This is a genomic window from Vibrio wakamikoensis, assembly GCF_050337275.1.
Taxonomy (GTDB): Bacteria; Pseudomonadota; Gammaproteobacteria; order Enterobacterales; family Vibrionaceae; genus Vibrio; species Vibrio chaetopteri.
In genome coordinates, this window is record NZ_JAKJST010000023.1 from 129,000 (window position 1) to 142,546 (window position 13,547).

General features: G+C 48.2%; 12 protein-coding genes. 5 read left to right on the top strand and 7 right to left on the bottom strand.

All coding sequences use genetic code 11. The features are described 5' to 3' along the window. Positions 1 to 7: 7 nt before the first annotated feature. Positions 8 to 451 (top strand): hypothetical protein, encoded by a 444-nt coding sequence (locus tag L4C42_RS14355; protein ID WP_429760974.1) that lies wholly within the window; start codon positions 8 to 10, stop codon positions 449 to 451. Between the two features lie 97 nt (positions 452 to 548). Here the strand turns inward: L4C42_RS14355 and L4C42_RS14360 are convergent, their stop codons facing one another. The 4 genes from L4C42_RS14360 to L4C42_RS14375 all read right to left on the bottom strand — a co-directional run bounded on the left by L4C42_RS14360 (position 549) and on the right by L4C42_RS14375 (position 4,262). Then, complete coding sequence (locus tag L4C42_RS14360; RefSeq protein ID WP_429760976.1) at positions 549 to 2,207, bottom strand: PKD domain-containing protein; 1,659 nt, start codon at positions 2,205 to 2,207, stop codon at positions 549 to 551. Between the two features lie 373 nt (positions 2,208 to 2,580). Next, complete coding sequence (locus tag L4C42_RS14365; protein ID WP_353498192.1) at positions 2,581 to 2,778, bottom strand: DUF2986 domain-containing protein; 198 nt, start codon at positions 2,776 to 2,778, stop codon at positions 2,581 to 2,583. An 81-nt stretch (positions 2,779 to 2,859) separates the two neighbouring features. After that, positions 2,860 to 3,354 carry an NUDIX domain-containing protein gene (locus tag L4C42_RS14370; RefSeq protein ID WP_429760978.1) on the bottom strand — a complete coding sequence of 165 codons (495 nt, stop codon included), beginning with the start codon at positions 3,352 to 3,354 and terminating at the stop codon, positions 2,860 to 2,862. Further along, positions 3,351 to 4,262, bottom strand: coding sequence for a histone deacetylase family protein (locus L4C42_RS14375; RefSeq protein ID WP_429760980.1), 912 nt, complete (start codon positions 4,260 to 4,262; stop codon positions 3,351 to 3,353). The genes L4C42_RS14370 and L4C42_RS14375 overlap by 4 nt, the downstream gene beginning before the upstream one ends. A 72-nt stretch (positions 4,263 to 4,334) precedes the next feature. Here L4C42_RS14375 and L4C42_RS14380 point away from each other — a divergent pair, with 72 nt between their 5' ends. After that, positions 4,335 to 5,021 (top strand): SDR family oxidoreductase, encoded by a 687-nt coding sequence (locus tag L4C42_RS14380; RefSeq protein ID WP_429760982.1) that lies wholly within the window; start codon positions 4,335 to 4,337, stop codon positions 5,019 to 5,021. A gap of 55 nt (positions 5,022 to 5,076) precedes the next feature. Here the strand turns inward: L4C42_RS14380 and L4C42_RS14385 are convergent, their stop codons facing one another. The 3 genes from L4C42_RS14385 to L4C42_RS14395 all read right to left on the bottom strand — a co-directional run bounded on the left by L4C42_RS14385 (position 5,077) and on the right by L4C42_RS14395 (position 9,885). Further along, positions 5,077 to 7,041 (bottom strand): DNA topoisomerase III, encoded by a 1,965-nt coding sequence (locus L4C42_RS14385; protein ID WP_429760984.1) that lies wholly within the window; start codon positions 7,039 to 7,041, stop codon positions 5,077 to 5,079. A gap of 129 nt (positions 7,042 to 7,170) precedes the next feature. After that, positions 7,171 to 7,719: an NAD(P)H nitroreductase gene (locus L4C42_RS14390; protein ID WP_429760986.1), complete on the bottom strand. Its 549-nt coding sequence runs from the start codon at positions 7,717 to 7,719 to the stop codon at positions 7,171 to 7,173. A 162-nt stretch (positions 7,720 to 7,881) separates the two neighbouring features. Next, a complete protein-coding gene (locus L4C42_RS14395) occupies positions 7,882 to 9,885 on the bottom strand; it encodes a 2,4-dienoyl-CoA reductase FMN-binding domain-containing protein (protein ID WP_429760988.1) in 2,004 nt (667 codons plus the stop codon). A 289-nt stretch (positions 9,886 to 10,174) separates the two neighbouring features. On the opposite strand from L4C42_RS14395, the gene sppA reads away from it, so the two are divergent. From sppA to L4C42_RS14410, 3 genes are all read left to right on the top strand, one after another. Beyond that, the gene (sppA, locus tag L4C42_RS14400) at positions 10,175 to 12,028 is read left to right on the top strand and encodes a signal peptide peptidase SppA (RefSeq protein WP_353498185.1); all 1,854 of its coding nucleotides are present in this window, start codon (positions 10,175 to 10,177) and stop codon (positions 12,026 to 12,028) included. Positions 12,029 to 12,134: 106 nt separating this feature from the next. Then, entirely contained in the window at positions 12,135 to 13,148 is a 1,014-nt protein-coding gene (gene ansA / locus L4C42_RS14405) for an asparaginase (RefSeq protein ID WP_353498184.1), read from the top strand. Positions 13,149 to 13,343: 195 nt separating this feature from the next. Then, a partial coding sequence (locus L4C42_RS14410; protein WP_429760991.1) for a transposase domain-containing protein occupies positions 13,344 to 13,547 on the top strand: 204 nt, incomplete at its 3' end.

Genomic DNA, 13,547 nt, shown 5'->3' on the forward strand with positions numbered 1-13,547 from the left:
CTACCTCATGAAAACAATTACATTCTCTATTCTTGCGCTGTCGATGGCAGTCTCCAGCGTCAACGCAGCACAGCTAGCCGAGCAAGCAACGCCCGATCTCTTTGCTCCTTCTAATGCGGTAGAAGTCAATGGCGAACAGTATCGCACGCTATCCGTCAACGAAATTGCTAACGTGGCTGAACTCCACGTGGGTGATGAAGTGTTTAAAAATCCATTCAGTAACGTCTCCAAGGCAACTGGTCTGGTGTTTATTACCGTCGACAATGCAAAAGATGCTAAAGCCGTCGCTACAGAGTTAAAACTTGATGTGGTCTTTGCTCAAGGAGAGTCAGCGGTACTTCGCGCATCTCAAGGTCAAGATCTACTGGCAATTAGTGATTACCTCAATGCGGATAGTCGCGTCAAAGCATCAAAGATTGATCTCAATAGTAGTAAATATTTGCAGCAGTAGCGCTCAATGACTAAAAAATGCCTCACAAATGTGAGGCATTTAAACGAGCATTAGCATCCCTACTATTGTCAGACATACTGCAATTTTCTGCTTCTATCTACTGACAAGCCCCGACCAACGTCCACACATCCCACTGCGCTGAGTTATCAGCAGGGTTATCACCGCGTGTCCACCACTTAGCTTGATATTTAGAGCCTTGATGCTGCACGTTATCACCGCCTAAATAAGTTTGAGAAGCCGACCACGAAGTGAGCGCACCACAAGTGCCATTAGAACTGCCTTGTACGCTGACCACCTGAGTTGTAGAGTCTGACAACCCTTGATTGTCGGTAACGGTTAGCGTCACTGTATATTGCCCCGACGATACATAACTATGGCTAGTGCTTACGCCTTGACTGCTCGCCCCATCACCAAATCGCCAGCTGTAATTGGCAATGCTGCCATCGGAGTCGCTAGATTGATTGGCGTTAAACTGGCACGAGAGTGCGGTGCAATTCACATCCATTTGAGCGATTGGAGCCTGATTACCACCCGATGGGCTGCCGACATTGCTAGTAGGGACACCAGCCGGAAAGTGAGAGGAAACTAAAGGCCAAATTTTGCTGATGTGGGCGCCTTTGTTGTAGCAGCCACCCAAATGGTGCAAGGCAACGACACGGTGGCTGCTCGCGGCCAATACCGGAGAGCCCGACGAGCCGCCTTCGGTATCACAAAGATAGCCAGAATCCGTATTACTGCCGCGACCGTTGGTTACCGGTCGGTCTACCACACAACGTGCACCGCTGTCTGTTTCTACGCCAAGCTCTTTCAAACGACCGCCTGGGTGCTGAGGTATGTAAATGGTCTCTAACAAGCTTGGAATACGCGGGTCGAGGCCAAGATAACCGAAGGATTGAATGGTCGAAAAGTTTTTAACAGTAAACAGACTAAAGTCCAAGTCGTAGCCCGTTTCCAGCAGCTTGTCGGCTTGCACCTTCACTACCGTGCCTCGGCTGCCACCACATTGACTGAGCTGATAGTTAAACCATACTTCGGTATTTGCAGCTTCACTCGCCGACTCAATACAGTGATTGTTGGTCATCATATGGTTGTTGGGACCAACACGCCACGCGGTACATAGACTTCTACCACCAATGAGAATGCGCGCAACAGGTTTACTGTGCGCCACCTCTTTCCCATATTTATCATCAAAACACGCTACAGCTTGCTTGTTATCCGAGCCACAGATTGACTCCTCTCCGGAAGGACTCACGTTAATCACTTGCTCAAGCTGGCCTTGAGGTAAGCCAACTTGAATATAGTCAACAACCGCACTGCCCTCGCCTATCAGCGCCACTTCAACCGCATCACCGGCTATCGACATGGCAGCGAACTGCGTTACGCCGTCATCACCTTGACTACTATCAATTGTCATCGGGGTGTTGTGCTTCGCGCTATAGACATAACGCTCACTCCCGTCACTGCTAACGACTTCAATCGCTGCGCCTTCAGCCAATACCACATCGCGAAAATGCACTTTGATAAAGCTCGCACCTGGCTCAGAAAAACGAAACACTTCTGAGGTAACAAGAGCCGATTCCGTTTGTTCAGAGCTCACGCTTAGGGTGTGATTGGTTGTACTTATGCTAGAAACGCTAGGCAGCTCAGTTTGGCCATTAACCAGTGCGTGGGAAGAAAAACTCAAGCTAGACACGGCTAGCGCTAAGCTCAACCCTTGCCAAATAGTCAAGCGTGAGCCAGATAGTGGTCGATCCATGAAAAAGTTCCTTACTGTGAATGAGTTAAACACCTAGGTGTTACACATTCACAGTAGTCAGGCTTATTGGAACCTAACGGATGATTTGGTGGTGAGTATGAGGTTTTACGAGTTGATATAGGCTCAACCGTAACTGATATGTTACTCGAATTACAGGCTCTGTGATTTGAATCTATCTACGTTCAGCCAAAGCGACGTCATTCTCGTGAAAACGAGAATCTTCTGCAGCGCGCTCTAGGTTATAAGGTCACATTGAGTGAGTCACTTGTGGTGAAAGATCCTCACTTTCGTGAGGACGACGAGGCTAAATTAGGATGACGAGGTGACGTTAGAACGTCGGGATAGCTTGAGAAGAGTAGGATGATTAAAACACCTACGAATCTGCAGTTCCTTCCGTAGCTTCTACCGTTTCAACCACTTCAGCTTGCTCTGAATTCGCCGCTTGCTCCGCTTCCATTTTGGCGCGCTCAGCTTTTGAGATATAGCGCGGCTTGTTGCTTTTCTGGTTTTTAGCGTTGCCTTTTTTCGCTTTCGCTTTCAGGATCTGGATGACCTTCTTCTTTCTGTTCATAAACGGCTCTATTCTCTAGCGGGTTTTCATGGGCTGCGCATGATAGCGCTCTCTTGGGTGTTAATCCACTGCTAAGCACTATTACTCGCCATCGAGAACATTAATCTCATCCCCTTTACCTTGTACGTAGCTGCCAAGGTGCGTTGCAAAACGCTGATCTTCAATTATCGGCAGCACATCTTTTGCCAAGTTTGCTGGGAAAACTTTTAAGGTCGACAGTTCATCAATAGCAAGCCACTTCACTTCTTGAATATAGCTTTCATCATTAAGCCCCACGAGATTTCCAAGGCCAGGCTCACCTTGCCAATCACGAATGTGATAAAACAGCTCAACATGGTAGCGCTCTGCCGAAGTCTCATAAAACTCACGCACGCAAATGAGCTCGCCAACATCGACATCCAGGTTCGTTTCCTCTTTGAACTCACGTACCAAACTCTGCTTAGTACTGATATCCCCTGCTTCAAAGCCGCCACCTGGTGGGATCCAGTATTCGCCAGAGTAGGGATCTTTTACGCGCAGCATCAAAATGCGATTGTCGTTAACCGCTATCCCTGCGGCGCGAATGCGATGTTTCATGTTAACTCCTTTAACTTAGCCGCAGCTTCTATGAGCGACATATGAATCGGCACTAAATCTGCGTGATTACTGCGATAACCACCACCAATCACACACGCAATCGGAATGTTACGCTTCTGACAAGTAGCGAGCATCCAACGGTCTCGCTCACGTATGCCATCAAGGGTGACATTTAAGAAACCAAGTTCGTCGTCTTGGTGGATATCAACGCCAGCATCAAAGATCACCAAGTCAGGCTGATGAATATCGAGAGCAAATTGCACCACTTGCTTAAAGCTCTGCAAAAAATCGTCATCCTCAGCACCTTTAATAAATGGCACGTCGAAATCAGAATCGGGTTTTCTCGCAGGGAAGTTTTTATCACAGTGCAGTGAGAGTGTGATGATTTGAGAATTTTGCGCCATCAAAGATGCGGTGCCGTCACCATGGTGAACGTCGCTGTCGACAATCAGTACCTTATCGACACCCTGCAAAATTGCGTGCTGCGCGGCGACCGCCAAATCATTAAACAGGCAAAAACCACTGCCATAATCAAAATGGGCATGGTGATACCCGCCACTTAAGTGAATGGCTAAGCCATTTTCGAGTGCTTCTTTAACGGCGAGTACCGTGCCACCCGTTGAAATCAGCGTGCGCTCGATAAGCTTCTCACTCCAAGGAAAGCCAATACGGCGCATCTTCGCAGCTGGCAGGAGTCCAGACACTAAATTATCGGTGTAGGTATGACAATGGGTCTGTTTAATATCAGCCACGCTAAGCGCTTGGGGTTCGACAAATCGAAATAGCGACGAGTTGGAATAGCGCTCTGCGACCGCCTCATAAAGCAGCTCATATTTACGAATTGGATAACGATGCCCATCAGGCAATGGCAGCGCAGAGTAAATAGGGTGATAGATGAGTGGAATCAAAGTATTCTATTCTCAATTAAATCAAAGACACAAAAGCATTACACAAAAACATAGTAGCGTCAGGAGAGCAACATGAAAACCGTCTTCATAACCGGAGCCAATCGAGGTATCGGCCTCGCTTTGACGAAAAAGTACTTAGAGTCCGGCTTTAAGGTTCATGCCACCTACCGCAGCGCCAGTTCCGCTCACGAGCTGCTTTCTCTGGAAGTGAGCGAATCGAACCTAGCCACGCACACGCTGGATGTGACTGATTACGGCGCGGTAGCGAAATTAGTGCAAACGTTGCCGGACATCGACATTTTCATCAATAATGCAGGCTACTACGGTCCGAAAGGCGACGGATTCGGTAAGACCGATGTCGAAGAATGGCGCAAAGTATTGGAAATCAACAGTATCGCACCGCTTAAACTGACTGAATTGCTGTATCCAAAACTCATCAATTCGTCGGTAAAAATCATTGCCTGCTTGTCATCGAAGGTTGGCAGCATGACAGAAAATACCTCCGGTGGCGGTTATATCTATCGCTCATCGAAAGCAGCGCTTAACTCAGTCGTGAAAAGCTTGAGTAACGATCTCACCTCGCAAGGCTTTACCGTACTGGCGCTACACCCTGGCTGGGTGCAAACCGAGATGGGCGGACCACATGCGCTTATTTCCACCACGGCATCAGCAAGCGGTTTATACAAGGTAATCCAAGGTGCGTCACTGGATGATTCTGGTAAGTTTTTGAACTTTGAAGGTGAAGAGCTACCCTGGTAACTCTTCACTTTGGTAGCGCTATTAATAACTAAAAATACTAGCAGCGGGCGATCAATTAGCTCGCTTTAGGTTTACTGCGGCGCTTTCCTGTTGAGCTACCTGCGGCGCGGCGCTTTTTGTACTTTTTGAAGGCTGGCTTTTCCACTTTCGGTAGATTACGCAGCGACTCTGGCACAGAGCCTGTTTTCACCTGTCCCATCAACTGATCCAGCTTTACATTCAAATCCGACATAAAAGGCCCATACGACTGGGTCTTTTCCGTCATGCCTTGTAGCTGAAACTCCCAATGCGCCGTCATATCTGGATACGTTGACTCATCAGGCAATGCGTGAATAAGGCCTCGACCTGCTGGCGTTGACATCACAGACTTGCCCTGGCGGCTCAGCAGCTGGCGTTTAAACAGCGTATCTAGAATGCCTGCGCGAGTCGCTTCCGTGCCGATACCGTCGGTGTCACGCAAGATCTTTTTCAGTGACTTATCTTCAACGAAACGGCTGATACCGGTCATCGCTTGCAGCAAAGTGGCTTCGGTGAAGTGACGCGGTGGCTCGGTTTTCTTCTCACCAATTTGCCCTTCACGACACGTAAGAACAGTGCCAACTTCAAGCGGTGGTACGGCGTCTACCCCTTCTTCTTGATCATTAGCACTATTACCCAGCAGTACTCGCCATCCCGGCTCTTGCAGACGCTTGCCCTTTGCAACGAACTGACCACCCTGAATATCGAACTCCAACATGGCTTCGGCATACACGGCGGCAGGATAAAACTGCATCACATACTGACGTGCGATCAAGCCATAAACTTTCTCTTCAAATCCAGAGAGCACCATACTGGTCTTTTTAGGCGTTGGGATGATCGCGTGGTGGGCATCGACTTTACTGTCATTCCACGCTTTAGACTTGCGACTGCTGTCTGCACCATCAACCGCTGCGGAATACTCTTGGCTGTTGTTTTTGATCGCCGCGAGTACGTCCTTGGCTTGATAGAAGTGATCTTTGGGCAAGTAGCGGTTGTCTGAGCGCGGATAAGTAATCAGCTTGTGCTTCTCGTACAACGCCTGACACACATCCAGCACTTGTTGCGCGCTCATGTTGTAGCGTTTCGCGGCGTCAATTTGCAGCGCTGACAGAGAATAAGGCAGCGGCGCGTTTTGTTTGGTTGACTTATGCTCGGACTTAATAACTTTAGCGGGCTGACCTTGAATACGCTGTGCCACGTTCTCGACCAGTTTACGATTAAGAACACGCCCTTCTTCATCTTGCCATGGCTTACACGCTTCACTCGGTCGCCATTTGGCGCGAATATCGAATGCGGGGCCGTTGTCTTGATATGGGATCAAGGCGTGCAAAGTAAAATAATCACGGGGGACAAAGTTCTCAATCTCTTCATCTCGGCGAACGACCAATCCCAATACCGGTGTTTGCACACGTCCAACTGACAGTACGCCCTGATAACCGGCCTTTTGACCAAGCAAAGTATAAGCGCGGGACATATTCATACCATAGAGCCAATCAGCACGTGAACGCGCCAATGCAGAAACTGACAAAGGCACAAACTCGCGGTTCATACGCATATTATTGAGCGCTTTTTTTACCGCAGGTAAGTTAAGGTCGCTGATCAGCAGGCGCTGAGCGGTCTCCTTCTTAGATTTAGGGACTTTGCAATAGTCGATGACTTCATCCACCAGCAGTTGCCCTTCTCTATCTGGGTCTCCAGCGTTGACGATTTGCGTCGCGGTTTTAAGTAACTTCTTAACCGCAGTAAGCTGTTTGGAGGCGCTTTTTCTCGGTCTTAACTGCCACTGGTCGGGCACAATCGGAAGATCGGCGAGATTCCATTTTTTGTAGCGCTCGTCATAAACGTCAGGCTCAACTTGCTCCAACAAGTGTCCAATACACCAAGTAACGACATCGCCGTTCCCACATTGAATAAACCCATCCCCTTTTTTCTGAGGGTTAGGTAAGGCGGCGGCAATCGCTCTGCCAAGGCTGGGTTTTTCTGCAATGAAGAGACGCGTCATAAAATGAAATGAGTCGAAAAAATAAAGGTAAGCTTAACTAAGCTTACCTTTGCGAATCAAGAAAAAACTGTATAAATAGCCAGTTAATCCATCTCGGTTACAAAAAACGGCTGCTATAAAAAGCCGCTGTTATAAAAACTGCACAAATTTGCCAAGCTCTCGCTCTGGCACTTTCATTGGCGTGCAGCCAGGGGTGCCGACATAGAGAAAACCAACAATCTGATCTTCGCCTTCAAGCTCAAAAGCCTGACGGACATTGTCATCAAACATCCATTTTCCTGAACGCCAAAACGCTTGAAAACCTTGTGCTACCGCGGCCATTTGCATCGCTTGTACCGCGCAGCCTGCAGATAAATGCTGCTCAAACGCTGGCACTTTCTCATGCGGCGTCACCTTGGCGATAACCGTGATCACCAGTGGGGCGCGAAACGGCGCTTTCTGTGCTTTTTCTATAACAGCGGTGTCACTTCCCGCAAGAGTAGCGGCGTTAGCAAGTATATCAGCGAGTTTCTGGCGACCGTCTCCTTGAGCGAGAACAAATCTCCAAGGCGTCAATCCAGCATGATCGGGAGCTCGTAGTCCCGCTTTAATGATATTTTCTAGTGCAACCCCTTCTGGTGCGGGGTCGGAAAGTTTGGCTATTGAGCGTCGGTTAAGCAACAGGTCTAAAGCATCCATAACACATACCTCTTATTATCGTTTCGCCATAATAACAAAACGTTAACCTTTACGCACCAACAATGAGAACCGATCTCATTTAGTGGCTCTGGATTGACGTGCCAGTTGTGCAGCAGCAAGCACGTCAGCCCAGAAGTTTTGGTTCGGACTGTGTTAGTTTGCTTATAGCTTGGCGGCTAGCTCAACACCTTGTCGAATCGCTCGCACGGCATCAAGTTCACCCGCATAGTCCGCACCGCCAATGACATGCAGCTTGTCACCAAACTCCGGCCATTGATTTTCAAACGGCTTCACCTGTTCCTGTCCGGCACAAATCACCACTTTGTCGGCAGGGATGAGTTTTGATTCGCCCTTCACCGTGATGTGAAGACCTTCTGCATCAATCTTGTCGTAAGTGACACCGCCAAGTAGATGGACGCCGCGCTTCTCAAGGGTCTTTTTGTGGATCCAACCTGTGGTTTTACCTGGACCTTTGCCGACGCGGCCTTCTTTACGCTGCATCACCCATACATTGGTGTCCGTCGTCGAATCTGGGAACGGGTACAAACCGCCAGGATGATCGATATTCTTATCAATGCCCCAATCGTGTAGCCAATCATCCAGCGTTTGACCATGCGGCTCAGTAATCATACTTGCGATATCAATACCGATGCCGCCAGCGCCCATGATCGCAACGTTTTCACCAAGGTAAGTCTTATCGCGAATTACCGTTTGGTAATCAATGACCTTGTCTTTGTTGTCGATGCCTTCTAGCTTCGGCATGCGAGGCTTAACGCCTGTTGCCATCACCACTTCATCGTATTCTTTTAATAGATCAGCCGTCGCTTCGGTTTCGAGATGCAGCTTAACGCCAGTTTGAGCAATACGGTTGGCAAAATAGCGGATCGTTTCTCTAAACTCTTCTTTGCCTGGGATCTGCATAGCAAGTCGGAACTGGCCACCGATACGATCGCTCTTCTCAAACAAATCAACCGAGTGCCCTTTTTCGGCCAACATGGTTGCACAAGCCAGTCCAGCAGGCCCTGCGCCAACAACCGCGATGTTTTTGCTGTTCACCGTTTTCTTGATGATCAAATCCGTTTCATAACACGCCTGCGGGTTCACCAAGCATGTCGCTCGCTTACCTTTAAATGCATTATCTAGGCATGCTTGATTACAACCGATACAAGTATTTATGAAGTGAGCTTCACCTTGCTCGGCTTTGGCTACAAAGTTGGGATCGGCGAGGAAAGGTCGCGCCATAGAGACCATATCGGCGTGCCCAGATGAAAGAATGCGTTCTGCCTCATCCGGGGTATTAATTCGGTTGGTCGTGATTACCGGAATAGAAAGGTGTGGACGAATTTTCTCGGTTACCCAAGTAAAAGCACCGCGTGGCACTTGCGTCGCGATAGTCGGTACTTTTGCTTCGTGCCAACCAATACCGGTATTAATGATGGTTACGCCCGCTTGCTCAAGCGCTTTACCCAGTTGAATGACTTCTTCAAAGGTGCTGCCCTGCTCAACGAGATCCAGCATAGAAAGACGGAAGATGATAATGAAATCCTCTCCGACAGCCGCGCGAACCGCTTTGACAATTTCTAACGGCAAACGAATGCGATTGTCATAACTGCCACCCCACTCATCATATCGTACATTGGTACGCTTACAGATGAACTGGTTAATGAAGTAACCTTCTGAGCCCATGATCTCAACGCCGTCGTAACCCGCTTCTCGCGCCAAAGAGGCACTGTTGGCGTAGGCGTCGATGGTTTTCCAAATCTGACGACTGCTCATTTCACTAGGAGCAAATGGCGTGATCGGTGATTTAATTTTGGAGGCACTTTGAGAGAATGGATGATAGCCGTATCGTCCTGCGTGGAGGATTTGCAGTGCGATTTTACCGCCATGTTTATGAACTGCTTCAGTGACCACTTTGTGTGCTTTAGCATGCTTCGGTTTACTAAACTCTGCAGCAAATGGGGCGAGGCGACCACGAAGGTTAGGCGCGAAACCGCCTGTTACTATTAACCCAACCCCACCTTTTGCACGCTCCTCGTAGAACGCAGCAAGCTTGTGTAGACCTTCTTTATGCTCTTCAAGACCAGTGTGCATTGATCCCATCAGCACTCGGTTTCTAAGTTGAGTAAATCCTAAATCCAGTGGCTTAAGTAAATTCGGGTACATGGCAGATCCATTTATTGTTGTTGTGGTCTGACCAGAATATTATGTAAAGGTTAAAAAATCAAACTAGCGTTTACATTCTTACAACATAAACAGAAAAACTTTCTGATTCTTTGAACTTCATCTAGTATGGTAAGTCTCTAATTTATATTCAGTTAACCCTCAAGCTGATAGAAGTCAGCGTCACATACGTACAATTACATAATTGATACTGCGAATTGTTAACCTCAGCGCTACACTAGTAATTGATGTTAAAGGACATAAACACTCACATTTGTGATGTGGAGAGATGATGAAAAAAGTATTTCGTTTTATAGGTATGATTTTCAAAGGCATTTGGAAGCTGATTAACTTCACTCGCCTCGCCATAGTGAATCTATTTTTCTTTGCTGTGATCGCCATGGTGTATTTTGCCTTCACCCAAAGTGATGCACCACCAGCGGTCGAGAAGAAAGACACCGCATTGGTCATGAACCTTTCAGGCCCCATTGTCGAACAAAGCACTTACGTCAACCCGATGGACTCGTTCACTGGCTCACTGTTTGGCCAAGAGCTTCCAAAAGAGAACGTTGTTTTTGATATTGTCGACACCATTCGCCATGCCTCTCAAGATGACAAAGTCACAGGACTGGTTCTCTCGCTGCGAGAAATGCCGGAAACCAGCTTAACCAAACTGCGTTACATCGCGAAAGCCATCAACGAGTTCAAAGCAACAGGCAAACCGGTTTATGCCTATGGCGCGTTTTACAATCAAAGCCAATACTACCTCGCCAGCTACGCCGACAAAGTCTACCTTGCCCCTGATGGTGCAGTGTTGATCCGTGGCTACAGTGCCTACTCAATGTACTTCAAAACCTTGCTTGAAAAACTCGACGTCACTACACACGTGTTCCGCGTGGGTACCTACAAATCCGCGGTCGAGCCATTCCTTCGTGACGACATGTCAGAAGACGCAAAAGCCAACGCAACTCGCTGGGTGACTCAGTTGTGGGGCGCTTATGTTGATGATGTTGCAACAAACCGCGAAATCGAGCCAAGCGTGCTCACGCCAAGTATGGATGATTTCTTAGCGTCGCTGAAAAACGTCGATGGTGACCTTGCCGCTCTATCTAAAAAGCTAGGGTTAGTTGACGAACTGGTGACTAAACCGCAAGTCAATGAAGCCATGATCGAAGCCTTTGGCAGCGATGGTGACGGTGGCTTTAATGCCGTGAGCTACTACGAGTATCTAGCAAGCGTGCCGTTTGATTTGCCAACAGAGCCTGACAACCAAATTGCCGTTGTTGTGGCAAGCGGATCAATCATGGATGGCGAACAGCCACGAGGCACGATTGGTGGTGACACCATTGCATCGCTGCTTAAACAAGCTCGCGAAGATGACAGCGTAAAATCGGTTGTGCTACGTGTAGACAGCCCGGGCGGTAGCGCTTTTGCTTCGGAAGTTATTCGCAATGAAGTTCAAGCACTGAAAGATGCAGGCAAGCCTGTTGTGGTATCTATGTCGAGCGTTGCTGCATCTGGCGGCTATTGGATTTCAATGAGCGCGAATGAGATCATGGCTCAGCCAACAACCATCACCGGCTCAATTGGTATCTTTAGCGTTATCACTACATTTGAAAAAGGGCTCAACAACATTGGCGTCAACACAGATGGCGTTGGCACTTCACCGTTCTCGGGTGTGGGTGTGACGCGTGGCCTCAACGAAGGCGCATCGGCTGCATTCCAGATGGGTATTGAGCACGGTTATAAACGCTTTATCACTCTAGTGTCTGATAACCGTAATATGAGCCAGACAGAAGTAGACAGCGTCGCTCAAGGTCGTGTATGGACAGGCCAAGATGCGCTAGACCACGGCCTTGTTGACCGAATTGGTGACTTTGATGATGCTATCGCTCGCGCCGCAGAGCTGGCTAACTTAGAAGCATATGACGTGTACTGGGTAGAAGAGCCACTGAGTCCTGCACAGCAGTTTGTACAGGATCTCATGAAGCAGGTGAAAGTCAGCTTAGGGCTTGATATTTCAGCTTGGGTTCCACAAAGCCTATTGCCAGTTGCAACAGAGCTTCAGCAGCACGCAAGTCTCATGGAAAGCTTTAACGATCCAAAAGGCTACTACGTTCTCTGTTTGACCTGTAATGTCCAATAGCGGATAACTCTGCTAAACCTTACTTTAGAGCCACCAATCGGTGGCTCTTTTGTTTGATTTGGTTATAATCGCCCCACCTGTTCCCAGTTTCAAAGTAATGTCTGTCATGACGCGTAAACACATCTACATCGCCTATACTGGCGGCACTATCGGCATGCAAAAGTCCGATCATGGTTACATTCCTGTCGCGGGCTTTATGGAAAAGCAACTGGCGAGCATGCCAGAATTCCATCGTCCAGAGATGCCAGAGTTCACTATTCATGAATATGAGCCGCTCATCGACTCTTCAGACATGACGCCTGCTGACTGGCAACAGATCGCCGACGACATTCGTGACAACTACGACAACTACGATGGCTTTGTGATCCTCCACGGCACCGACACCATGGCGTACACCGCTTCGGCATTGTCGTTCATGCTGGAAAATCTTGGCAAGCCTGTGATAGTTACTGGCTCGCAGATCCCACTGGCAGAGCTTCGCTCAGATGGCCAAGCAAACCTGCTGAACGCGCTTCACATCGCAGCCAATTATCCAATCAACGAAGTGACGCTGTTTTTCAATAACCAGCTGATGCGCGGTAACCGCAGCACAAAATCACACGCTGATGGCTTTAATGCCTTTACCTCACCAAACCTGCAACCTCTTTTAGAAGCAGGGATTAATATCCAGCTAAGCAGTGGTGTGGAAATCAACAAACAGCCGGAAGGTAAATTCAAGGTACATGACATCACGCCACAGCCTATTGGCGTTATCACTATGTACCCGGGTATTTCACACGAAGTGATCCGCAATACCTTGCTGCAACCTGTTAATGCAATGATTTTGCTGACGTTTGGAGTGGGCAATGCACCGCAAAATCCAGAGCTTTTGGCGCACCTGAAAGAAGCGTCAGAGCGTGGCGTATTGGTAGTCAACTTAACTCAGTGTTTGGCGGGTAAAGTGAACATGGGCGGTTATGCGACAGGCTGTGCTCTGGCTGATGCCGGCGTTATCAGCGGTTTCGATATGACGCCAGAAGCAGCGCTTGCCAAGCTTCACTATCTGCTTAGTCAAAACCTGAGTTATGAGCAGATTAAAGCGCAAATGCTGGAAGTACTGCGCGGTGAAATGAGTAAGTAATCTCTCTTTCGCCCATCTTTATAGCCGCAGTGAAGTATCACTGCGGCTTTTTTATATACTCTTAATCATAGCCTAACCGTTACTAAAAGCCGGCGAACTGGTGTAATGCCGATCAGTTAACAACTAAATGATCGGTTGAACGATCCATTCAAAGTGTCAAAATCCGAGTGTATTCAATGCACTCGGATTTTTTTTATGTTTTTAAGACAGGCTCTTAACCAAGTTCATCAATTCTCTGCAGAGCAACTTTCGGGTTTATCTGATCTGCTTTCTCCAGAACTCATTTCCCAGTGTTTGGAAGATACAGGAATTACGACTATTCGCAGACGAAGGTTACCAATGGAAATGATGGTTTGGAGTGTTGTTGGGATGTCTCTGTATCGCCATTTGTCCATGGAG

Excerpts from the sequence above, each read along its gene's own strand:
- L4C42_RS14355 (WP_429760974.1), top strand. The coding sequence starts at position 8 with ATGAAAACAATTACATTCTCTATTCTTGCGCTGTCGATGGCAGTCTCC.
- L4C42_RS14360 (WP_429760976.1), bottom strand. The coding sequence starts at position 2,207 with ATGGATCGACCACTATCTGGCTCACGCTTGACTATTTGGCAAGGGTTG.
- L4C42_RS14365 (WP_353498192.1), bottom strand. The coding sequence starts at position 2,778 with ATGAACAGAAAGAAGAAGGTCATCCAGATCCTGAAAGCGAAAGCGAAA.
- L4C42_RS14370 (WP_429760978.1), bottom strand. The coding sequence starts at position 3,354 with ATGAAACATCGCATTCGCGCCGCAGGGATAGCGGTTAACGACAATCGC.
- L4C42_RS14380 (WP_429760982.1), top strand. The coding sequence starts at position 4,335 with ATGAAAACCGTCTTCATAACCGGAGCCAATCGAGGTATCGGCCTCGCT.
- L4C42_RS14385 (WP_429760984.1), bottom strand. The coding sequence starts at position 7,041 with ATGACGCGTCTCTTCATTGCAGAAAAACCCAGCCTTGGCAGAGCGATT.
- L4C42_RS14390 (WP_429760986.1), bottom strand. The coding sequence starts at position 7,719 with ATGGATGCTTTAGACCTGTTGCTTAACCGACGCTCAATAGCCAAACTT.
- L4C42_RS14395 (WP_429760988.1), bottom strand. The coding sequence starts at position 9,885 with ATGTACCCGAATTTACTTAAGCCACTGGATTTAGGATTTACTCAACTT.
- sppA (WP_353498185.1), top strand. The coding sequence starts at position 10,175 with ATGAAAAAAGTATTTCGTTTTATAGGTATGATTTTCAAAGGCATTTGG.
- ansA (WP_353498184.1), top strand. The coding sequence starts at position 12,135 with ATGACGCGTAAACACATCTACATCGCCTATACTGGCGGCACTATCGGC.